Origin of the sequence: Flavobacterium sp. ARAG 55.4 (assembly GCF_051846875.1) — a bacterium.
Taxonomy (GTDB): domain Bacteria; phylum Bacteroidota; class Bacteroidia; order Flavobacteriales; family Flavobacteriaceae; genus Flavobacterium; species Flavobacterium plantiphilum.
The window spans coordinates 50,312-73,638 of record NZ_JBPYCT010000003.1 but is presented as its reverse complement, the minus strand read 5'-3'; the positions used below and the strand labels follow the sequence as shown (position 1 = coordinate 73,638).

The following is a 23,327-nucleotide window of genomic DNA, read 5'->3' as shown; positions in this document are numbered from 1 at the left end:
ATGGTCCGTTCGTCTATCGGTTAGGACGCCAGGTTTTCATCCTGGTAAGGGGGGTTCGATTCCCCCACGGACTACAAGTTAATCTTAAAACAGATTGCAACTTACTTAGAGGAATATTGGTCCGTTCGTCTAGGGGTTAGGACGCCAAGATTTCGTCTTGGTAACAGGGGTTCGATTCCCTTACGGACTACAAGAAAAGATATAGTAAAAAAGATAAAAGATAAAATACAATGGCAAATCATAAGTCAGCTCTAAAAAGAATCAGAAGTAACGAAAAGAAAAGAGTGTTAAACAGATATCAACACAAAACTACTCGTAATGCTATTAAAGCATTGAGAATAGCTACTGATAAATCTGATGCTACTTCTAAATTGTCTAATGTTATTTCTATGATTGATAAGTTAGCTAAAAAGAATATTATTCATGATAATAAAGCTTCTAACTTAAAATCTAAGTTAACTAAATTTGTAAATAAGTTGTAATAAAATACAATTTTGAAAAATATTCATGAACCCTTTCTTTTAGAAAGGGTTTTTTGTTTATAAAAAAGATTTTTGAAATCTAATGGGACCAGGTTCAAAAGTTGGGGATTAACCAAAAGGGGTAGATAATCTGAATAGAAAAAAAGTTGTACGCTTAAATATGTAATTGTATGATGTCTTTTGGGGTTAAAAAAGAGAATATCAGATTGTGTATTACAGTTTAGAACTTAAATAAGTTAACATGTCCGTTGTGATGGGCTTTGATAAGAAGTCAATCACCATAGGGTATTTTTTTGATTTCTCTAGGTCTTCAGGATCTATTGTTGAAGATAAAATAATTACTTTAGTGGAATTTACTTCTGAGTATTTATCGGTGCTGAAACTGTCAAGGAATTCCCAGCCATCCATTACCGGCATATTGAGGTCTAAGAAAATTAAATCTGGGAGTTTTGTCTCTTCTTTTTTTAGAACAGAATTGAAATATTCTAATGCTTCTTCTCCGTTTTTTGCAGTGATTATGGTGTTAGAAAAAGAAGCTTTTGCTATGACTTTTTTACATAACATAAGTGTTATCGGATCGTCATCGACGCATAAAATTAAATCTAACATGGGTGTTTTAGTTTTTAAATGTTAATGTGATTGTGGTTCCTTTATCTACCTCACTCGTGATGCTAATTGTGCCTTTCATGGCTTCTACTTGTGATTTGACTAAATAAAGTCCTAATCCTTTACTGTCAGGATAGTCATGAAATCTTTGATAAAGACCAAAAATTTTGTCTTTGTTTTTTACAAGATCAATCCCAATCCCATTGTCTTTAAAGTTAAGTTCTACGGTGTTGTCATCAGTCTGACGGGCAGTTATTGTTATTTTTAAAATACGGTCATTGGATTTGTATTTTAAAGAATTTGTTAAAAGATTTAATAGAATACTTTCAAGGTAAGCTTTATTAGTGTTTATAATGCTTACTTTTTCCAAATCAAGTTTTAAGATTGGTTTGTGTATTTCTATTTGAGTTGTTACCTGATTAAAAACATTTTCAAAAACTTCTTTTAATGAAATACTTTCTTTTTGAACAACAGTATTGTCTTTGATAATCATTACTTTGGTTAGATCTTCTATAGTTTCATTTAATAAATGAGTGGATTTGTTAAAACCTTCAATGATTTCTTTAAGTTCAGAGTCTTCGATGTTAATGTCTTCGATGAGATTTAATAGTCCGGTCAGATTAGACATAGGAGCTCGTAGATTGTGAGAAGTGATATAAGAGAATTGTTTTAAATCTTTGTTATTCTGAGTTAATTCCTTAATAAGTTGTTCTTTTTCTTTTTCCTGATTTTTTTCTTCTGTAACGTCTCTTTGTATGGAGACCCAGTTGGATATTTCATTTTCAGCGTTGTAGATTGGAATTAAGGTAAAACGTAGCCAAAACTCGGTTTTGTCTTTTTTGTAGCATTTTATTTCCAGTATGCCTTCTTCTTTATTTTTAATAATTTGAGAAATCCTTTTTAAGACGCCTATATCTGTATTTTTGCCTCTGAGTAAACCAAGGGAATTATTTATTATTTCTTCAGGCTTATAACCTGTCATGTTGGTAAAAGCAGGGTTTACATAAATAATTTTAGGTAAAAGGTTTTTATTAAAAGTAGCTTCGGTGATAACAATAGATTCTTTGGTTTGTAAGATTACTGTTTCAAGTAGTTTTAAGCGGAGTTCTTCTTTTTTTTGTTTGGTTATGTCCTGAAGGGCACCAATCATCCGGATAGCTTTACCGTTTTCATCTTTCAGAAGAAAACCTCTGTCTAAAACATACTTATAGGTGTTGTCAGCACATTTAAAGCGGTATTCATCCTGCCATTTTTCGGTTTTTTGTTCGAGAAAAGAATACAGCTTAATTGACATTTTGATGCTGTCTTCAGGATGGATGTTACCAAACCACCAACTGGAATTATCTCCTACTTCGTTCTCTTCGTATCCAAAAACAGTTTTAATTCCTTTGCTCCAGCTGAGTTTGTCTTCCGGGATTTTCCAGTCCCAAATGGTATCGCTCGTTGCTTTAGCTACAATATCGTATTTTTGATTAGATTCTCTGATCTTGCTGTTAGTGTTTTCTAATCGTTCAAAAATGTTTTTGTTTCTATTTTCGTTTTTAGACAGAATATATCTGAAAACAAAGGCTGTTACAAAAATTAAAATCAAATCTTTTAAAAGATTGAAAATAAGGTAGTTTTCGGGTGAAAAAAATAAAGAAGTTGTCTTATATAGAAAAGTAGCCAAAACAACGGCAATAATTACGTATGTTATCGTTATTTGATTGGTTTTGCTTTTCATCGAATCAAATATAATTAATAATTGTTAATAGCAAAATATCTCAGATAACTTATTTTTGTTAGAGAATGATTAGTATATGTGTTAAACGTTTATTAATTGTAAAGTATTTGAGAAATATTTTTTATATCAAAATAAAGTGTACCTTTGCAGCCATTAAAAATCACAGATGGAATCTATTAGAAACATTGCAATTATTGCCCACGTCGATCACGGTAAAACCACTTTGGTTGATAAAATTATGTATCACTGTCAATTATTTCGTGACAACGAAAACACAGGTGATTTAATTCTTGATAACAACGATTTAGAACGTGAGAGAGGTATTACTATTACTTCAAAAAACGTATCTGTTCAATATAAAGGAACAAAAATCAATATTATCGACACTCCTGGTCACGCTGATTTTGGAGGTGAAGTAGAACGTGTATTGAACATGGCCGATGGTGTATGTTTACTTGTAGATGCATTTGAAGGACCAATGCCTCAAACCCGTTTCGTTTTACAAAAAGCGATTGATTTAGGGTTAAAGCCATGTGTTGTTATCAATAAAGTAGACAAAGAAAACTGTACTCCTGAAGAAGTTCATGAAAAAGTTTTTGACTTAATGTTTGAACTGGGAGCCACTGAAGAACAATTAGACTTCCCAACAGTTTACGGTTCTGCTAAAAACAACTGGATGTCTGATGACTGGAAAAAGCAAACAGAAAACATAGAACCTTTGTTAGACATGGTTATTGCTAATGTCCCTGCTCCTAAGGTTTCTGAAGGAACACCACAAATGTTAATTACTTCTTTGGATTTCTCTTCATTTACTGGTCGTATTGCAATTGGTCGTTTAGAAAGAGGTGTTTTAAAAGAAGGTATGCCAATTTCTTTAGTAAAAAGAGATGGTAAAGTAATTAAATCCAGAATTAAAGAATTACACACTTTTGAAGGTCTTGGACGTAAAAAAGTAGCTGAAGTTATTGCAGGAGATATTTGTGCAATTGTGGGTGTAGAAGGTTTTGAAATTGGTGATACTATTGCTGATTTTGAAAATCCGGAAGCTTTGCAAACTATCGCTATCGATGAGCCAACAATGAGTATGTTATTTACCATTAATGATTCCCCTTTCTTTGGTAAAGAAGGTAAATTTGTTACTTCAAGACATATCAGAGAGAGATTAACAAAAGAATTAGAGAAAAACTTAGCAATGAAAGTTGGTGAGACTGATTCTGCGGATAAATTTATGGTTTTTGGTCGCGGTGTATTACACTTATCTGTTCTTATTGAGACTATGAGAAGAGAAGGTTATGAATTACAAATTGGTCAGCCACAAGTTATTATTAAGGAAATTGATGGTGTGAAATGTGAGCCAATTGAAGAATTAACTATCGATTTACCGGAAAATCTTTCTGGTAGAGCAGTAGAGTTCGTTTCTATCAGAAAAGGTGAAATGCTTTCTATGGAAGGTAAAGGAGAGCGTATGGTAGTTAAATTTAATATTCCGTCCCGTGGAATTATCGGTTTAAGAAACCAACTGCTTACTGCTACTGCTGGTGAGGCTATTATGTCACACCGTTTCATTGGATATGAGCCTTATAAAGGTGAAATTCCTGGACGTAACAATGGTTCGTTAATTTCTATGGAAAATGGAAAAGCAATTCCTTATTCTATTGATAAACTACAGGACAGAGGTAAATTCTTTGTTGATCCTAACGAAGATATTTATGAAGGTCAGGTTATTGGTGAGAATACCCGTAGCGATGATATGACTGTGAATGTAACTAAAACTAAAAAATTATCTAACGTTCGTTCTTCAGGAGCTGATGATAAAGCAAGAATTATTCCTGCTGTCAAATTCTCACTTGAAGAGGCATTAGAGTACATTCAAAAAGATGAATATGTTGAAGTTACTCCTAAATCTTTACGTTTAAGAAAGATTTATTTATCTGAAACAGACAGAAAAAGATATAAAATCTAATTCTATAAAATTCCAATATTTTAAAATCCCAAATTCTAATAGGAATTTGGGATTTTTTTGTTCTAAATTTTAATAGTGATGGGAATGTGGATTTTAGAATATTGGAATTTTCTAAAAAGTTATCTTTTTAAGCTAAAATGCCCTTTTATTTCTTTTCCATTTTCCAGTTTGGCAGTATACCAATAATCATCTGAAGGTAATGGGTTTCCGTTAAAAGTACCATCCCATCCCTGACTTTGAGGGGTTATATCTTTTAAGAATTTGCCGTAGCGGTCAAAAATTCGGATAATTGTTTTTGAATTCAATTCAAAATTGATTCCTTCGATATTCCAATAATCATTATAACCGTCATTGTTTGGAGTAAAATATTTTGGGGCACCTAAAACAGCAACTGACTGATTCCTTATTCCGCAACCATTTTTATCTCTTATAAATACTTCATGTATTCCTGCGGGAATATTTTCAAAAAGTGCAGCGTCCTGATAAAACCCATTGCTGTCATCTAAGCTGTATTCATAATTCCCAATACCTTCAGTTAAAACTAAAATAGTATTATTATTGCTTAATTCACTCACTTCGATGTTGTTGATTTGTGCTATTTCAGAAGCTGTTACAGTTATCGTTCTGGTTCTGCTACAGCCTGAAGCGGAAGTAACTTTTACACTGTACTCACCGGCTGTATTTACTTGTAAAGTTGCATTTGTCTCGCTGTTTAAAATCTGATTGTTTTTAGACCAAATATAAGTGTAATTAGTTGTTGCATTGCCATCTGATATTCCTGCATCCAGATTTACATAAAAGTCAGGGAGGTTATTGCAAACATATACATCAGACTCATGATTTGCATTAATGTCAATATCAGGTTTCGGATTTACTTTTAAAGTAATATGCGTACCAATACCAAAACAACTGTTGTCTGAATTATTGTCTACTCTCACCCATATTTTTTGTTCGTGTGGAGAAAGTATATTTCGATACGCTGTTGTGTTACTGATGGCATTTATTTCCGATAATGCATCCGCTTCTGTTTCATAATATTTTATGGAATAGGAGCTCACCGGTGGTGGAAGAAGTGCTAAAATACTATTCTCTGCACTGCTAAAATTAAACAATGAAATTCCATCATAATCATCATTAGCGGCATCAATATAATCATCGCAATTTTCGAATAAAAGATTAAAATTAGCCGGAATTTGTGTTGTTGAAACGGCTAAATCAATTTGTGCTACCGAAAAACAGCTGTTGGTGTTTTCAACTCGTGTCCACACAGTTGTTCCGTTACTGGCAACATAAGCCTGAGGATTTGCAATTTTCTGGCTTAAATCATTCGCATTTGCTGCAGCTGAATTGTTAAAGTAGCTAAAATTTTCATTAGCATTATTAGCTGAAATTTCATTGTTTTTAACTGTTAAATTAAAAGTGGTTCTGCCGTCAGAATCGTCATCGCATTGCGTAATAACAGTATTGTTTAGAACGGGTAAATTGTAAACGGTTAATTGTGTTTCATTGGAAATTAAACCACATGAGTTCCCTGTTTTGGTCAATTGTACTCGGTATTTGTAACCATTCATAGTTTGGCTAACTGAAGTAATATTCAGTTTATTTGTAGCTACTCCATGATAAGTGATGTCATTTGTTAGGTTATTCCAGTTTATTCCATCAATAGAAATTTGCCATTGATAGCTCATACCACCATTATCTGTCAGTGTAATAAAAGTATTTTGATTGATGCAGGCAGGAATTGCGGTAGGTTGTGCAGTAATTACAATTGGAGCCGCTGTTATATAATTGGAGTGCGGAGTAGTATAAGCAGTTTCACTTGTAACCAGCCCATTTATATTTACTGAAAGCGGAGTATTTCCTCCTAGCATTCCATTGCCATTTGAATCTGTAAAACCTGCTTCGGTAACATCATAACATACATCGTTGTCACTATCCTGATCTCTGTAGTTTTTTATTCCGTCATTATCAGTATCAGTGTTATTGCTTCCTGTTTCAACTTCATCCAGAATTCCATCGTTGTCACTATCTAAATCAAGATAATCAGGAATTCCATCATTGTCAGTGTCTACAATAACTTTGGATTCAAATACATCATATATTCCATTATGATTTGTATCTGTAGTGATTAATACAAAATTATTTTCCTGACTTTCTGTTAAATCAGGAATTCCATCATTATCGCTGTCGGTATCTAATTGGTCTGCTATGTCATCACCATCTGAATCTTTGGGTACGCAAACAGCAAAAAACTGTAAAGTACTTTTGTTTAATTCTGTATCGGATAAATTTGTATGGGTAAAACTTATAGTATTTATTAAATAAGTTAAAAATTTAAAATTCGCTGAGCCTGCCGCTAAAGGAATAATTCCATTTAATTGAAAACGAATTTCAAAAGAAGAATATTCAGTCACACCACTTTCATAAATTCCATCATAATTGGTATCTATTAAGAGTTCATTATTCGGGTTAAGAACTGTAATAGTTTTATCAACATCAGTAGAAATGGTATATTGTGCATTTAGATTTAATAAATCAGAGGGGTTAGCCGCGGTTACATACTCCATTCCGATACTTAGAGGTTTATTGAATGTCAGTGTATATTTGGTGAAATTCCCTTTTCCCGCGGGGATTTCAGAAATAAAACTTCCATCGGAATTTCCTGTAAAAGGAGTTGGACTCGAAATTGTTGAACTAGTTATGTTAGCTGTAAATGAATTGGAATAATCCCCAACATCGATATTTCCCAAATTTAAATTCGAAATATTAATGTTTTGATTTCCATAAGATTCGGTACAATTGCTAATGCCGTCATTATCATTATCAAGATCTATATTATCATTCACAGTATCATTATCAATATCACCGGGACAGTTGCTAACCGGAATAATATCAGATACAATTGTTGTTCCACAACCGGAAATACTTCCCTGTACATAATAAAATCCGGGTTGGGCAGGAGCATACGAACTTTCAGTAGCATTAGGGATCGCGGCATTATTAAAATACCATTGAAAAGTATCGTAATTTAAAATTGAGTTTACTTTTAATACCAGATTAGGAATACAGGAAGATATTCCTATATTGATTTTGTCAGAAGTAATTTCGGGTTTTGTGTCAAATCCGGAATAGTAACCGCCATAAGTAGCTGCGTCATTTGTGCCAAAATATGAGACATACACTTGTTTTGAAGATTTTACACTAATATTCCCTGTAAGATCATTTATGGTATAACGTTCATAGTCAGGGTTGCCGGTAATGGCGACAGGAGTTGCATTAACAGGAGCGTTATTTATCAGTACAGAAGCTCCTTTTTCGGTTATAATATTTAGTTTTCCGGTATAAAATGTATCTCCTATAAACTGAATTTGCGGAATATTGTCCACAATATTTGGAGTTGCACAATTTAACGGTGGAACAAAAAACATATTTTGGTTGGCATTCGGATTGTTTCTTACGTTATTATCATCGAATGGAGGAAGTGTAGGTTTTAAACCTCCAATGGACTGGTAAGCAAATACGTTTTCGGTTGTTCTTACGTACAGGTTATTATTGACAAACTGAAAACCATCAATGGCAACATATTCTCCAGGCTGAAGAATATAATTAGGTGAAGTATTACCGTTGAGATAAATTTCGGTTTGTGGATTGTGAGCCACCAATAACACACGTTCTATTTCGTCTCCGCCTTCCCCTTTTACAAAAATGTACTCTTTTCCTGTTTTTTCGAAAGGAACAATCTGGTCAAAACCAATATCCCTTCCGGAAGGATTATTGTTCCTTATTTCGGTACTATTGCTTCCTCCAAAAGAGCCCGCATTGACAGCTATCGGTTTATCGGACTGGACTAATGCACCTATAAGTTTAGCACTGTTTGAAGGAGTGGTTTGAAAATTTAGATTGTTTTCTAAGGCAATTACATAACTTTCGTTTTTATTTAAATTTACAACAATAGAACCATTTATAACACTGCCATCTAATAGCTGGGTTCCCGGGGGAATATTAGAAACAGTTACTGTTGTGTTGTTTTCGGTTGCAAGAATTGATGCAAAATTGAGCAGTGTAGGATCACTTAAAGGATTGAGCATGCCCCCAAGTCTGAATGTTGTTCCCAAGGCGCTATTTCCTTTTGAGACTAATCCTCCACCATGATTATATCCTCCGTTATTATTTAATGAGGCATTTATTCTTAGGCTAACATATATTAAATCGTCGGCTTCAATAATGTATCCTTTATTATTTAATTTCCCGATTGCTGTTTTTGGAGTTAATAACTGTGTATTGTCTCCTCTTCCTATTTGATACACAAAAGGATTCGTATTGCTTACACTGGCATTAATGATTGGTCCGCCAATGCTAATAATTTTCAGTGCCACATTTTTAGTACTTGGCGTGGAAATATATAAATAATGATCCTCAGCCTCTAAATTTTCAGACTGGCTGGTTAATGGCGGGATATAATGTGTTTTACTAAACTGTGCCCAACAGTTTATTCCCATTAAGAGGAAAATCACAACAATTAACTTTCTCATTTGATAAATGTATAAAATCTTAACGATTATTTATCTTTTTAATGAAAAATGGCCTTTTATATTCTTACCATCTTCAAAAACAAGATTGAACCAGTAATCATCTGCAGGTAGTAAATGACCATTAAGCGTTCCGTTCCAGTGTAAATTTGTGGAATTGAATTGTTTTAATAATTTGCCAAAACGGTCAAAAATAGTTATTGTAGCTGGGGCTAATAAATTTAAATTTTTAATGGTCCAGGTGTCGTTAAATCCATCACCATTAGGTGTAAAATAACGGGAATAATCTAAGATAGTAAAAGAAAACGGATTTGATATTCCGCAGCCATTTTTTTCACGGACATAAGCAAAATAATTTCCGGCAGTAATATTTAAAAATCGAGGATTGTCCTGATAATGAATACCGTCTATAGAAAATTCATATTCACTGACGCCTGTATATTCAATTTCTACAGTATTTTCGTTTCCTGCAAAATCATTTGTTGTTACAGCTGTTATGGTTGCTACTCTATCCGGGATGCTCTCATTAGAAATTTCCAGTGTCAATAAACCATAATTAAAACAGCCATAACTGTTTATGGTTTTAGCAATGAGCGTTTGCGGATTGGATTGATTAATGTATCCCGTGCTGTTTAAAATGGGATTAATATTTGCCTGAGCATCAGCTAAATTTTCATAATAAATCAGCGTACTCAAACCGGAATTGCTGTTTTTTATTTCAGTATCAGCCTGCGTTAAATCAAATAAAGATTTTCCGTCTTCATCAATATCACATTGAATTAAGGTAGCGTTATTCAGAATAATTTCCGGAGTATATTCTATCTTAATTTCGTTTGAAACACTGCAATCCGAAGGACTCAGAGTTACTTCGACTTTATAAATTCCGGGATTTTTAACCGTGTAAGAAGGACCTGTTTCTAAAGGTAATAAAACATCATTTTTATACCATTTATAAGTATAACTATTGGATAATTGTGTATCAATTATATAGTCTTCGCCAAAGCAAACAGCATTGTTAGTAGCGAGTAATTTATCAGTTCCTAAATCTATTGCCGAGTTAAAACTGGCGGCTTCAATAAAAATTGCCGAATCATAGTAGTTAACAGCATCATCACCTATTACCAGTTTTATATGATAAGTGGTTCCGGGAGTTACAATAGCTTGTGCATTTAAAACTTTTGTTTGTCCGGCATAATTAATTGGACTACTGTTGTTATTGTATTGTTCAAAATAGGTTTCGTTGACTGCATTACAGGTTTTAAGTACTCCATTGTCATTAAAACGAATAGCGGGGTGAATGTTTTGTGATGAAACTGCTACCGAAGTATTTGGAAGTACCGCTAAATTTTGATAAGCTGTTACGCTTCCTTTTTCTTTTATTAGAAAAGTAAATCCGTCAGAATAGTTACAGGGGAAATCATCCTGATATTCATTGGATGCAAAAAAATAATTAAAACTTATTTTATTTGTTAACGCAATAAAATCAAATTCAAGAACTGTTGCATTAATAGAATTGATATTTAACGACTGATTTAAATCAGAATCGCCCAGCCAGGCATTGTTTCCGCCACCTAAATTTCTAACAAATGGTCCCACAGATTGCGTGCTGCTCCAGGTACTTAAAACTATTCCGGATTGAAAAGGGAAATTTGGATTGGTATTGTTAAAAATACCATAACTGTTTTTTCCTGAAGTAAATGAATCTCCGGAAACACTTTCATTTATTACTTGTAGGCACGAACTATTATTGGTTAAGAGTGATACCAGTTCATTTGCAGTTTTTGTATCATCTACGCTAATCACTTGTGCTTTTATCGTGGTCAAAGCAGGAAGTAATACAAATAAAATTAAAATAAGTAACAGACTTTTCATAGTCTTACAAAGTTACTATAAATCGTTATTTTTTAGTTATTTGTATTTACCTATACTATAAAAAAAATTAAATTTCATTTTCAATTAAAAGAGAGGTTCTCTTTATTTTTTCTGAAGTCAGTGGCTTTATGATATAATTTTTAATAATTGGATAATTTTTTGTCTTTTCTAAATCAGAAGGGTCTATAGAAGAAGATACAATAAAAACTATTATTTTTTTTGCAAAAGTAATTAACTGAAATTCATCTAAAAATTGCCACCCATCAAGCACGGGCATGTTTAAATCCAGTAAAATAACATCCGGCAATTTAGACGAGTCAGAAGCATTAGTTTTAAGTTCGTCTAAAGCAGTCTGAGGATTATGAAACGAAACTATCTCTTCGCAAAAATTGTTTTTTGAAATGAGCATACTCATTAGCTTGATGGATAATTTGTCGTCGTCTATAAGGTAAGTCGTTTTATTTTTCATTGAAATATAATTTAAATGTACTGCCCATGCCTTTTTGGCTCTCAACTTCAATTTTACCCTTCATAACTTCAATTTGGTTTTTTACAATAAATAAATCAATTCCTTTTGCATCTTCATTTCCGTGAAAAGTTTTATACATGCCAAATAATTTTTGTTTATTTTTTTTAAGATCAATACCTAAACCATTATCCTTGAAATTGATAATATGAAATCCGTCTTTGTTCTCATAACTGATATTCAGTTGAGGTTCCCGATCGGGAGACTGATATTTTACTGCGTTACTTAAAAGACTTTGGATAATATTATCCAGATATGCCGGAATGATATTTAAAGTCAGGTCATTAGGGATATCATGGGAAAGCGTAATTTTATTTTTAAAAGGTTCTGCCAGTTTTTCGAGCTCTGTTTTTACATTAATTACCGTTTTTATAATGTGAACATTTTTTTTAATGGTAATCATCTCATTCAGATTTTCAATTGTATCAGATAATTTTTCGGTTGCCTCTTTAAACATATCGATTAACGCTATCTTTTCAAGAACATCTTCCGTACTTTCAATGACTTCTAAAACCATTAACAGATTGCTGGTATGAGACCTGATATTATGAGAAACGATATGAGCAAAATTCAGAAGTTTATTGTTTTGCTGACTGGTAACTTCCAGAATGTTGTTCAGTTCACTTTCTTTTTCTTTGGCAGCTGTAACATCTCTTCCTATAGCAATAAATTTATTGCAATTTCCATCGTTGTCAAATACCGGAGTTATATTCAGTTCTAACCAGTATTTTTGTTTTCGTTTATTACAATTTTGAAAAACAACTTTAATCTCTTCTTTGTTTTTTATTGCTTCTGTAATTTTATTTACCGTTTCTAAATTAGTACCGGGCTCAACAGATAGGTAGTTCGGTTCGTGGCCTATGATTTCTTCCAGTGTGGAATGCGTTAGTTTCATGTAAGCCTGATTTGCCCAGATAGCTTTTCCTTCGGCATTCGTTATAATTATGATATCGGTAGTTTCAGAAGCTACAAGTGATAACAAATTCAGATTTTCTTCAACTTCTTTTTTTCGGGTTATATTTCTAAAAAAACAAACCAGATACGTTCTGTTACCGATTACAAACTTTTTTCCTGAGGCAGCCTGAACAGCAATTGTAGAACCATTCTTGTTTTTTATGTAAGTTTCTTTGATGAAATAGGTATTTTGCCTGATTTTTTCTTTCAGATAAAATTGAATTTCTTCTCTGTTGTCTTCAGGAAAAAAGAATGAATTATGAACACCAATTATTTCGGTGTCTTTATAACCGGTAAGTTCAAAAGTACGATTATTACAATCCGTAATGTTTCCGGTTTCGGTATCAATGATTACGATAGCATCGTTTGCACTGCTAAAAACGGAAGCATATTTCTCTGCTGCCGATTCTAATTGAGAAATTCTTTCTTCTTCAATGGTAACATCTCTGAAAGTACCATAAATACGACTATAATGTGTACCTATCGTATCCAGCTGACAAATACATTCCAAGTATTTAATGTTTTTTTTAGCGGTAATTATCTGGAACTTTCCATGACTCGGAATTTTGTTTTCAATGGTTTTCTTTAATAATTTTTTAAACTCAATTAGGTTTTTTCGGGTAAAAAATGAAAAAGTATTTTTATAATCAGGAATAAAATCATCTGAAACTTCAAAAAGAGATTTGGTTTTCGCATCCCAAAAAGCAGTGTTATCCTGTAAGTTAAGATCCCAGAGACCAATATTTAAAGTTTCTTCTGTTTGATTATAAATCACCTGTTTATTCATAGTAAAATAGTTCTAATAAGACACAAGTTGAGCTTATATTTTAGAAAGATGTTTGGTTTTTATGAAATAAAAAGGGGGTGTTTTTAATCTCAGTTTTCTCATTAAAAAGCATTGAAAAAATAAAAGTACTTAACAATGTCTCAACTCACAAATAAAATCGATGAACAGCAGCTTTTTCTTCAATAGCTTTTTTAGTCTGATAAGCGGTTTTATTTTTATAGTCTGGGAACCAGTATTTAAGCCTTTTTAATATTTTTTTAGCTGTAGACGAAGTAAGGCTTTTTCTCAACCGGCTTTAAAATAATTAATGTAAATTTGTAGAAATAATAATATTGAATGAGCGATATTTCTCCATTGTTTAAAAAGCCCAGCTATCCCATAAATCATTTTCTTTTTGATTATTTAGAACGATTTGACAGGGTTTCTAAGGTGCCCATTTCTTATGATGATTTGCTTCGGTTTTCAGGTTCAGTAAATGTGTATGATAATTTTGATCAGGATACTTTATGGGCCAGGGTTTTTTATAATGAATTTGAAAGAAATGAAATTGATCTGAATTTAAAGAAAATTTATTCTTTACTGCATTCCGATGGAAATTCTGATATAATTAAGTTTCTAAATGTGGATGCCATTGATTATTGCACTTTTGGTAATTCCAAACCTTTTAGAATCAAAGTGCGGAACGTGCTTAATGATAATTATGTTCATTTTTATATTAAGAAAGCCGATGCTTCCAGAATTTACGGCTTAGAATTAGAACATATTTTATCTCCGGATAAAATCAATTTTCTGGTTTATCAGGATACTTTAATTGAGGAACATATTATTGGAATTCCGGGAGATGTTTTCATGGAAACACTGTTGAAAAATTGTTCTGAAACAGAAAAATCTCAAATAGCCAAAGAATTTGTAAAGTTCAATGAACGCTGTATGATTAGGCTTTTAGGCGATATGCGTGCTTATAACTATGTTATAGTTCCCATTCATGATTTTGATCAGGTAGTCTATAAAATAAGAGCAATCGATTTTGATCAGCAATGCTATGAAGGAAATTTTAAAATTTACAGACCCCAGTTTTTTAAGGAGAATTTTCCAATGATTAAATTAATTAAAGAAAAATTACAGGACAGCTCGATTGAGCAATATAAAAATGAAGAACGTGCGGCCTTAGCGAAAAGAATTATATCGGCAGAAACCCGTATTCAGAAGATTCTTCGCATCATGGCTAATGATACAATAGCTCCCGAAGCACATATCAAACAATTAAAGACTGAATTGTATCGTTATACAAATGATTTAAACTTTAAAAACGCTGCTTCTATGGGCTATGTTTTAAGTGCTGCTTTTAAATTTGTTACCAGAAACTTCAAACATCCTGATTTGTTTAAACCAGGTTTTTAAAATTAATTTATACGATGAAAAAAATTCTACCCCTTGTTTTATTATCGTCTTTAGTAGCTTTTTGTCAAAGAGATTCCTCAGTTATTGAAGAATTATATGTTTTGCCAAAACAGCTTAAAGAAATTTCAGGAATTGTTTATACAAATAGTTTTCAATTAAGCTGGGTTTTGGAAGACAGCGGGAATGCTAATGAAATTTATGCAGTAGACCATAAAGGAAAACTTCAGAGAAAACTAACAATTACTGATGCTCAGAATATTGATTGGGAAGATATTACTAAAGATCAGGAAGAGAATTTATATATAGGTGATTTTGGTAACAATGCTAATGACAGAAAAGATCTGGGGATTTATAAAATTGCTAAGGATTCTTTGAACAATTCAGCTGCTTTACCCTCTTATAAAACAACTTTTGCTTATCCTGAGCAAACTAAATTTCCACCCAAGAAAACAGCACTTTTTTATGATGTAGAATCTTTTTTTGAATATAAAAACAATTTTTATTTGTTTACAAAAAACAGAAGTAAAGATTTTGACGGAACTACTTTATTATACAAGGTGCCTAATAAAGCAGGATTTTACCATGCCCAATTATTAGGAAAATTTAAAGCTGATGGTGATTACCAAAATGCGGCCATAACCAGTGCCGCTATCAGCCCGGACGGGACTAAAGTGGTTTTGTTGAGTCATAGCCAAATATGGATTTTCGAAAATTTTCAATCCGACAATTTTTTTGAAGGAAATGTAAAGGCAATCCCTTTGGGGCATTTTTCTCAAAAAGAAGCGATTTGTTTCAAAGATTCAAAAACCCTTTTAATAGCCGATGAAAAGACGAAAAAAATAGGGGGCAAGGTTTATGAATTTCGTTTCAATTAAAACCCAAACCCCAGTCCAAAAGCAATTCGGGCTTTATCATCAGCACTTTTAAAATAGCTTAATCTTGCCGTTACGGTATTAATCCCGTTGAGCCATAAACCACCACCTGCAGATTGATGCCATTTATTAGAATCTTCTCCGTCGAGCCAGACTCTTCCGTAATCATATCCGCCAAAAAGACCATAAGACATTGGGATAATGCTGTTTTTTATTTTTCCGATAGTAAAACGGATGTCACTACTTTGAAAAAAAGACTGATTTCCTATAAAACGTTGGTTTCTAAAACCTCTTAAATCATAATCGCCTCCTAATGCGGCCGCCTGATAAAATTCGAAATTATTGTTCAAAATAGCTTTTCCTTTTACTAATGTGGCAAATACAATATTGCCCTGATGATCAATTTTATGATTGAAATTGATTTTTGATTCTAATTTTGGAAAATTTTGTTTGTTATTATCAAGATTCATTGTCCAGTTAGCAGCAACCATAAATCCCATTCCCATAGAAGGGAGTGAAGCATTATCATAATTTTCATATCCATATGCTACAGTTGCTCCTGCAAATTGTTGCTGTTTAAAAATTTCAGGATTTATAGCATTCGGAATGGCAATAAATCGGTTTTCTGTTTTTTCGACATCAAAATTTTCATAAGCAAACTGAAAATTAATATAACTTCCAAGGCGTCCTTTTTTTTCTATTTTTGGTGCAAATTTTAATATTCGAATGTGAACTCGGTTGTAATCCATTCCATTTAGTTCATCTGTATTGGCCGTATTATTTCCATAACCAAAATAATTGATGGCAAAATTGGGACTGGTAAACTGGCTGTCAAAACCAAAATTCCACTGACCAATTAGTTTTGGAATATCTAAATGATACCCTAATTCAAAACCGTCAGTAGCAAAATAATAATTTGCATTTAAAGTATGTTTGAAAGTATAGGGGTTTTGTTTAAAGTGATTCACTGTGTAATTCGCGATAATCCCAAGTTTGACACCGTCATCAGGATTAAAACCTATTGAGGGTAAACCGGAAAAAGCATTGTATTTAGGTTTTTCATAATTATAAAAGTTTGTCTTATAATCATCAGTCAGTAAAATTCGGGTTCTTGAATCAGTATCAAAAGTGTTCTTTTTTGATTTAAAATCAACGATATGAATGTTTTTACCATTAGTTATTGTGTATTGGTCATTATTTTGTCCCCCAATCATTTTTATCTTTATGGGTGTTTTTTGAGAACCCTGAAAATCAAAAAGATCATCATCATCTAAACCGTAAATCCAGATGTTTTTTGTTTCATGACGGTTAAATGTTTTTTGGAAAACCAGTTCTCTTCCATCTTTTTTAATTCGGTTTACAGTTATTTCAACTTCATTTTTAGAAGGAGAATGGATCAGGAATTCATCTTCTTTGTTTGTTCCCACGATAAGAGCCGTTTTTTGTAATACTTTATTGTATTGACCGGCATAAGTAATTAATTGTTTTTTTCGGTGTTTTAATTTTTCTTGAATCGAAGCAATAGTTTCATCCCGGACTTCTTCGGGTAAATTCCTAAAAGCCGCATCAATGCTTTCGTCACTTAAGTGATCCTGAATAAATTGAGCTTGTGCTGTCCATTCTTTTTCTCCGGATTCTTTTAATAAAGCTAAATCCAGAGGATAAGGTTCTCTGTTGAACCATTTTACATTTTTAATATCATTTTTAAAACTTTGCATATGACGAAGCGCCGGAATATTCATTAAAAGGGATAGCAATGTTCCGTCATATTTAGAAAATGCCTGATCGCGGTCGCGGGGAATAGGTTTGTAAATTATTTTATCACCTGCTTTATACTCAGCCCAGCGCCATTGGTCATAATGCCTGTCCCAGTCACCAATGAGCATGTCAAACAACCTTGCTTTGATATATTCGTTTTCATCAACAGTATATTTTTCATCCTTTTGCAGGTTTTTTAATAAATCATCTGTTCCTATTATAGCTTCTGATTTACCAAAACTGCTGAGTTCTTTTTGACTGTCTGAAGGCCTTTCTTCTACAAAATATAATTCATCACCAAAATCGGTATTGAATTCACCTAATCTGTTTTGTTTCGGAATATAAACAAGTTTAGGATTGCTATGGAAAACTCCGATTTCATCTGCTAAATTGCCTACTGCCAGAGTAGTGTAAGGGTGAGAGGTAGTGTAAAAATCATATAGAAAGTTTTCCGCAAACGTATTGGTAAACTCCTCTTCAACATATTGATCTTTAAAAGCAACACTTTGTAAAAAACGGCTTACGCTCTTTTTTAAAGCACGCATTACATATTCTTTTCCCTTAGCATCTTCAAGACGTAATGATCTTGACTGATGCCCTCCTCCGGCTCTTACGGGAATTAAGCCTCCATGGAGAGTATCTAAGGTCACCACAGGAACGTCAATCAAACGGCTGTAATATCCCCGATAATGTTTGCCAAAAAGAAAATTATGAAATCCGCTTTTAGTGGTCATTTTTTCGGTATAAACAGCAGCTTTTGTACGGTTTGAAAAAGTCTCCGGGTATTGTTCCGTAATCTTGTTTTCTGGTTTACTTACTGTTTTTTCAAAAAGTACTTTGGTTTGATTGTTTTCTATGCCATAATAGGTAACTACGGATGTACCATTTTTGTAAACTGTTAAAACAGCATATCCATTTTTACCATAAGAAAAATCATTTGGATAAACAGCTCTTGCAGCTTCGGATTTTGATCCCGCACCACTGATAATCTGTTTGATATTTTCATTTTCGATGTATTGTAAATTATGATCGTGTCCAGAAACTACGATTACATTATTTTGGTTTTGTAAAAGTGTTTTAACTCTTTTTACTAAAGTCTGATATTGTTTGTTCTGTAAATCCTGTGGACTAATTCCGGATGTTTTTCTTAAAAAATTAATAAACGAACCCACAACAGGCAAAGGGATTTTTTGCTCTAAGGGGAATAGCTGTTTTTCAAGAGAAAACTGTCCTCCGTGAGTTCCATTACTCATTAACGGATGATGAATAGCTATTACTATAGTTTTGTCCTGATTTTTATTTAAAATACTTTCTAACTCTTCAAAAAAACCTTCACGCGTTTTTATCGTGCAATTATCATTTATAGTTGGTATTTTATCCCAGTTTTCTAAAAACCATTGACTGTCAATAGTAATAAGACACAGCTGATCGTTTATTTTTTTATCATCAATAGGGCAGCCGTCTGCCGGAAGGAATGCTTTTTTTTCATCAAGGTAGCTGTTGACTATATCTTCCTGACGTTTTAATCCTTTAATACCGGAATACCAGTCGTGATTACCGGGAATAAAAATAGTTTTACCTTTAAAGTTTTTAGAAATATCCAGTTGGTCAGTTAATTTACCTATTGCGGTAGCATAGTCTTTTTTATCTTTTTTATCAGGCATTCCTTTTGGATAAATATTATCGCCAAGAAACAATAATGTAGCATTTTTATCAGATTCCTGTAATTGCTGATTTAAAGAATTTAGAATTTTCTGAGCTTTTTCCTGATCAGCGTTTCCGGCATCACCAATTAAAAAAAAGCGGTGTGCAATTTCAGATAGGTGTTTGTCGTTTATACCTGGATTTTCTTTTATATCACTTCCCAATTGTATCTTATGTGTGGCACAGGATGTAATAATTAAAGAAGCGATGATTGCATAAAAAAATATTTTAATTTTGAAGAAATGCATATCCAAAAACAATTTCATAATTTAGTAGTATAAAAATTCACTTATGGGCTTTATTGAAGAAGTACAAGATTTTGTTTCTAATTTACTCAAAGATAAACTATCTGATTCATTTATTTACCATAATTTTAACCATACTTTTGATGTGGTTAAGGCTGTAAAAATACTTTCTGAAAAAGAAAAATGCAATAATGAAGAGATTGAAATCCTTATAATAGCAGCCTGGTTTCATGACACAGGCTATGTGTATGGCTTTGAAAACCATGAGGATAATAGTATTGTTATTGCTGCTGAATTTTTAAAAAACAAACAAAAAACACCTGAATATATCGCTCAGGTAAGTGCTCTTATCAGAGCGACATTGTATCATTATGAGCCTAAAAATACTCTTGAAAAAATAATAAAAGATGCCGATTTTTATCATTTTACCACTAAAAATTATTGCGACAGATGCGAACTTTTAAGAACAGAATGGAAGTATGTAAGAGGTAAAAATGTTTCAGATTTAGAATGGGCTAAAGAAAATTTAGATATGCTTACGCAATGCCACCGCTATTATACTGATTACGCAAAAGAAAATTGGGAAGCATTGAAAGAAAAAAATGTAAATTTGATACGTGCACGAATAGAAAATATGGAAAAAAACAGCGAAGAAATTACTCCAAAAAAAGATAAGAAAAACAAAAATAAAATTGCAAAACCGGATCGTGGGATTGATACACTGTTTAGAATTACATTAAGCAATCATACCCGTTTAAGTGGGATTGCAGACAGTAAAGCCAATATTTTATTATCTGTAAATGCCATTATTATTTCAATCGCATTGTCTACTATTGTTCCTAAATTAGACAGCCCCAGTAATGCACATTTAGTAATTCCTACTTTTATTATGCTTACTTTTAGCGTAGTATCTATCATTTTTGCGATACTTTCTACCCGCCCAAAAGTTACCAGCGGTACATTTACCAGAAAAGATATCGAAGACCGAAAAGTCAATTTATTATTTTTTGGTAATTTTTACAAAATGCCTTTGGACGAGTATGAATGGGCGATGAATGAAATGATGAAAGACAATCAGTATTTATACAATTCCATGATTAAGGATTTATACTTTTTAGGAATTGTTCTGGAAAAAAAATATAAACTATTACGTACAACTTATAATATTTTTATGGTAGGAATCATTATTTCATTCTTTGCCTTTTTTCTTGCATTTAATGCAACCAGAATCTAGTGCAACGTTTCCAGTAATTCTTTGTATGAATATTGACTGTCTAAATTTGCATCGGTATTCATCACTTTTATTCGGATAGCTTTTAGACCATAAACGCCTTGTAGTTGTTCCACTTCAAATTGTTCAATTGTGGGTTCCAGTATTTGTTTGAATTGTAGAAATTTAATGTATTTTAAATATTCCGTTTCTTCAGACTGATGCGAATAAACAATAGTGATTTTTTCTTGTTGGGTTATTCTTTCCCGGGTTCCCTTAATATGCGCTTTGTCAATGCGTTTTTTTACCACTTCGTAACGTGCATTGTAGGTTCCGTCAACATCAAAACGCTTTTCATCCATTCTGAATCTGATAGAAATAGGGGAGCTGAAAACCAGTATTAACGAACTTACATCTAACTCATAAGGCAACGTTTTTTTCAGGCGGTGATGCTCTAACTCCATTTTGCACAAAGTTTGCAGCTGCCATAATCTCAAGTTGTTTAAATATAAGGTGTTAAATGGTTGTTTAGGAGCAATTGAAGCACCAATGTATAAGTTATGTTCCACACCATCCGTCTTAAAACGTTCGTAATAATGCGGAAAAATGCTTTGAGCCTCCATTTGTTCGTAATCTAAAACTACTGCCATCTTTTTATTGATCATTCCCATTGCATCATCAAACTTTTTTCGGGCATGATAAAAAAGTTTGGTTTTAGGGTCTAAATCTTCAAAATAGGCATTTATAAATTCCTGGTCGCTGTCACTAACTCTGGAATTCATCAATATAGGATGAATTTCTTTTTCAATATAATTTTGAATTTGTTGTTCGGTATCCGCTTTTAATTCTTTCTCTAATTCTTTTACGTAAGAATGTAATTCAAATTTTCGTTGCTCAGACAGCGGCAGTTTGTTAAGAAAAGCTGAATTTTCGAAAATTGAAATAATACTGAATAACTGATTTTTTAAATCCTCTTTTACAGTATTATTTCGGTGTTCAGAAGAACCTTTAATGTCTATCTGTCCATATAAAGGATATACTTCTTTAAAAACAATTTCTTTAAAAGTATGTTCCTTGTTAGAGGTCCCGACATATAAATATTTTTGGGCTTCGGCTTTAAATTTCCAGTAAACGCTGGAATGAATTGCAGTATACTCTCTTTGAATAATGGCTTCTATCTGATTTTGTAACTCAGTATTGTAGCGTTCCAGTGTGTTAATGATACTAGGCAGAATTAATTTTAAATTATTAGCATTTATACTGTTTAATTGCCGTGGTGTAGCCGAAACCAGTTCTATAATTCCTAATAATTTAGAGTCTTTAACAACAGGAGTAAAAATACAGCTTTGAATGTTTTGCTCTGATAATAGTTTTGCAAAATTTTCGTTACCGGGAATTGTACCAAAAGCAGTTACATTTGAAATAGAAATTGTTTCTTTTTCCTTCAGCAGTTTGTCCAGAGAAAATCCCAGAACGGTACTACAGCACTCCATTTCATCTTTATTCTGAAGAATAAAACTTCCGATATTGGCTTTTTCAAAAGGCAGTTTAGTAAACTTGTTCTCTTCTTCATTATAAATACTGATTCCTATTCTTAAGTCGGGAATTTTAAAAAAAGATTTAAAAATACTTTCAGAAGTAATGTTGTCTTTCGGTTCCTTGTATCGCTTTAAAAGATTCGTTTTTAGGTTAGAAATAGCACTTTCTTTAGTAGCATCAAATAAGCTGATGATTCCGAATCCTTTTAAAATCCAGCTTTCTGGAGGAAATTTTTCTTTCCATAAAGCCAAATTGTCAAAATTATCCATTAGTTCATCAATTTCTTCAGGGCTTAACGGAAGCGCTTTTTCCGAAGGATAAATTTCTATAAAATCAGCATTGTAAAGAATTCGGTAATGCTTTATGATTCCGTTTGCGTCCGGAATATCATAAAATAAGGGTTTATTATAATCAAATTCTTGATTGTAATATTCATTTAAAATTAAAATACAGCTTAGAACATAAAAATGCTCTTCATTAAAATCCTGTATGGTCAGGTCAAATTCTCCTGCATTTTTAATTATTTTTTTAAATCGTCTGGTATAATTAAAAGTGATATTCTGAAACGGAATGGTAACGGCTTTAATTTCATTATTAGTTAATGCTGTGGGAAATAAATCAGCGAGTAGGTTTCTAATAATTTTTTTATTATTCTGAATGATTGAAAAATCTTCAATTCCGGTTTTTAACTCCGGAACAGCATCAATTTCTTTTAGTAATGATTTAGCATAATTTGAGCGGTAGTCAACGTCTGACAGTGCAATTTCTTCTAAGGACTCAATGAGTTTGTGAAAAGAAATGATGGTTTTAAAAGGACTCTCTTTAAATAAAAGATGATTCATTTTTTTTGTTTTATTTAGTATACAAAAATAGTGAATTAACTTATTTGAAAAGCTTTTAGAAACCTATTATTTAGTGTTGTTTAAGAGAGAGCTTTTTTTGACAGAAAGTTTCTAAGGCATCATTTATTTCTTTTAGTTCAGGAGTCAGGAAGGTAATACCGCCTTTTTCATCATTCGTTAATTCCATTTTGCAAGTGGTGCACTGGTATTCCTTTAAATGACTGGTAATCTTTTTTGAAGTAATAATTTTGTGTCCAAATACGGCGCATAAAATTCTTTTACTGATAAAAGCTTTTTTTATTTCCATAAATACA

14 protein-coding genes and 2 tRNA genes are annotated in these 23,327 nt (G+C 32.5%); 7 read left to right on the top strand and 9 right to left on the bottom strand.

Features of this window, described 5'->3' with window-relative positions; translation table 11 throughout:
• Nucleotides 1-2: 2 nt before the first annotated feature.
• From ACSV4D_RS04285 to rpsT, 3 genes are all read left to right on the top strand, one after another.
• Nucleotides 3-74 (top strand) — tRNA-Glu (locus ACSV4D_RS04285).
• Nucleotides 75-118: 44 nt separating this feature from the next.
• Nucleotides 119-190, top strand: a tRNA-Glu gene (locus ACSV4D_RS04280).
• Nucleotides 191-230: 40 nt separating this feature from the next.
• Nucleotides 231-482, top strand: coding sequence for a 30S ribosomal protein S20 (gene rpsT / locus ACSV4D_RS04275; protein WP_073244725.1), 252 nt, complete (start codon nucleotides 231-233; stop codon nucleotides 480-482).
• A 213-nt stretch (nucleotides 483-695) separates the two neighbouring features.
• Here the strand turns inward: rpsT and ACSV4D_RS04270 are convergent, their stop codons facing one another.
• Nucleotides 696-1,091 carry a response regulator gene (locus ACSV4D_RS04270; RefSeq protein WP_439227283.1) on the bottom strand — a complete coding sequence of 132 codons (396 nt, stop codon included), beginning with the start codon at nucleotides 1,089-1,091 and terminating at the stop codon, nucleotides 696-698.
• A gap of 7 nt (nucleotides 1,092-1,098) precedes the next feature.
• The gene (locus ACSV4D_RS04265) at nucleotides 1,099-2,811 is read right to left on the bottom strand and encodes a PAS domain-containing sensor histidine kinase (protein ID WP_439227282.1); all 1,713 of its coding nucleotides are present in this window, start codon (nucleotides 2,809-2,811) and stop codon (nucleotides 1,099-1,101) included.
• A gap of 166 nt (nucleotides 2,812-2,977) precedes the next feature.
• Between ACSV4D_RS04265 and typA the strand changes: the two genes are divergently transcribed.
• On the top strand, nucleotides 2,978-4,774 hold the full coding sequence (typA, locus tag ACSV4D_RS04260; protein ID WP_408081477.1) for a translational GTPase TypA: 1,797 nt from the start codon (nucleotides 2,978-2,980) through the stop codon (nucleotides 4,772-4,774).
• A gap of 119 nt (nucleotides 4,775-4,893) precedes the next feature.
• On the opposite strand, the gene ACSV4D_RS04255 is transcribed toward typA, so the two are convergent.
• The 4 genes from ACSV4D_RS04255 to ACSV4D_RS04240 form a co-directional block, all read right to left on the bottom strand.
• On the bottom strand, nucleotides 4,894-9,306 hold the full coding sequence (locus tag ACSV4D_RS04255) for a T9SS type B sorting domain-containing protein (RefSeq protein ID WP_439227281.1): 4,413 nt from the start codon (nucleotides 9,304-9,306) through the stop codon (nucleotides 4,894-4,896).
• 30 nt (nucleotides 9,307-9,336) lie between these two features.
• The gene (locus ACSV4D_RS04250) at nucleotides 9,337-11,175 is read right to left on the bottom strand and encodes a choice-of-anchor L domain-containing protein (protein ID WP_439227279.1); all 1,839 of its coding nucleotides are present in this window, start codon (nucleotides 11,173-11,175) and stop codon (nucleotides 9,337-9,339) included.
• A 67-nt stretch (nucleotides 11,176-11,242) separates the two neighbouring features.
• Nucleotides 11,243-11,644, bottom strand: coding sequence for a response regulator (locus ACSV4D_RS04245; protein WP_408081480.1), 402 nt, complete (start codon nucleotides 11,642-11,644; stop codon nucleotides 11,243-11,245).
• Nucleotides 11,634-13,442 carry a PAS domain-containing sensor histidine kinase gene (locus ACSV4D_RS04240; protein ID WP_439227278.1) on the bottom strand — a complete coding sequence of 603 codons (1,809 nt, stop codon included), beginning with the start codon at nucleotides 13,440-13,442 and terminating at the stop codon, nucleotides 11,634-11,636. Before ACSV4D_RS04240 ends, ACSV4D_RS04245 begins: the two co-directional genes overlap by 11 nt.
• Nucleotides 13,443-13,778: 336 nt before the next feature.
• Here ACSV4D_RS04240 and ACSV4D_RS04235 point away from each other — a divergent pair, with 336 nt between their 5' ends.
• A complete protein-coding gene (locus tag ACSV4D_RS04235; protein ID WP_408081482.1) occupies nucleotides 13,779-14,843 on the top strand; it encodes a hypothetical protein in 1,065 nt (354 codons plus the stop codon).
• Nucleotides 14,844-14,857: 14 nt separating this feature from the next.
• On the top strand, nucleotides 14,858-15,718 hold the full coding sequence (locus ACSV4D_RS04230; protein ID WP_439227277.1) for a hypothetical protein: 861 nt from the start codon (nucleotides 14,858-14,860) through the stop codon (nucleotides 15,716-15,718).
• Here the strand turns inward: ACSV4D_RS04230 and ACSV4D_RS04225 are convergent.
• Nucleotides 15,715-19,443, bottom strand: coding sequence for a metallophosphoesterase (locus ACSV4D_RS04225; RefSeq protein ID WP_439227276.1), 3,729 nt, complete (start codon nucleotides 19,441-19,443; stop codon nucleotides 15,715-15,717). The two genes, ACSV4D_RS04230 and ACSV4D_RS04225, sit on opposite strands and share 4 nt — an antisense overlap.
• A 25-nt stretch (nucleotides 19,444-19,468) precedes the next feature.
• On the opposite strand from ACSV4D_RS04225, the gene ACSV4D_RS04220 reads away from it, so the two are divergent.
• Nucleotides 19,469-20,656 (top strand): Pycsar system effector family protein, encoded by a 1,188-nt coding sequence (locus ACSV4D_RS04220; RefSeq protein WP_439227275.1) that lies wholly within the window; start codon nucleotides 19,469-19,471, stop codon nucleotides 20,654-20,656.
• Here the strand turns inward: ACSV4D_RS04220 and ACSV4D_RS04215 are convergent.
• Both ACSV4D_RS04215 and ACSV4D_RS04210 read right to left on the bottom strand, forming a co-directional pair.
• Nucleotides 20,653-23,013 carry a GAF domain-containing protein gene (locus ACSV4D_RS04215; RefSeq protein ID WP_439227274.1) on the bottom strand — a complete coding sequence of 787 codons (2,361 nt, stop codon included), beginning with the start codon at nucleotides 23,011-23,013 and terminating at the stop codon, nucleotides 20,653-20,655. The two genes, ACSV4D_RS04220 and ACSV4D_RS04215, sit on opposite strands and share 4 nt — an antisense overlap.
• Nucleotides 23,014-23,083: 70 nt before the next feature.
• Nucleotides 23,084-23,320 (bottom strand): hypothetical protein, encoded by a 237-nt coding sequence (locus ACSV4D_RS04210; RefSeq protein WP_439227273.1) that lies wholly within the window; start codon nucleotides 23,318-23,320, stop codon nucleotides 23,084-23,086.
• Nucleotides 23,321-23,327: the final 7 nt, after the last annotated feature.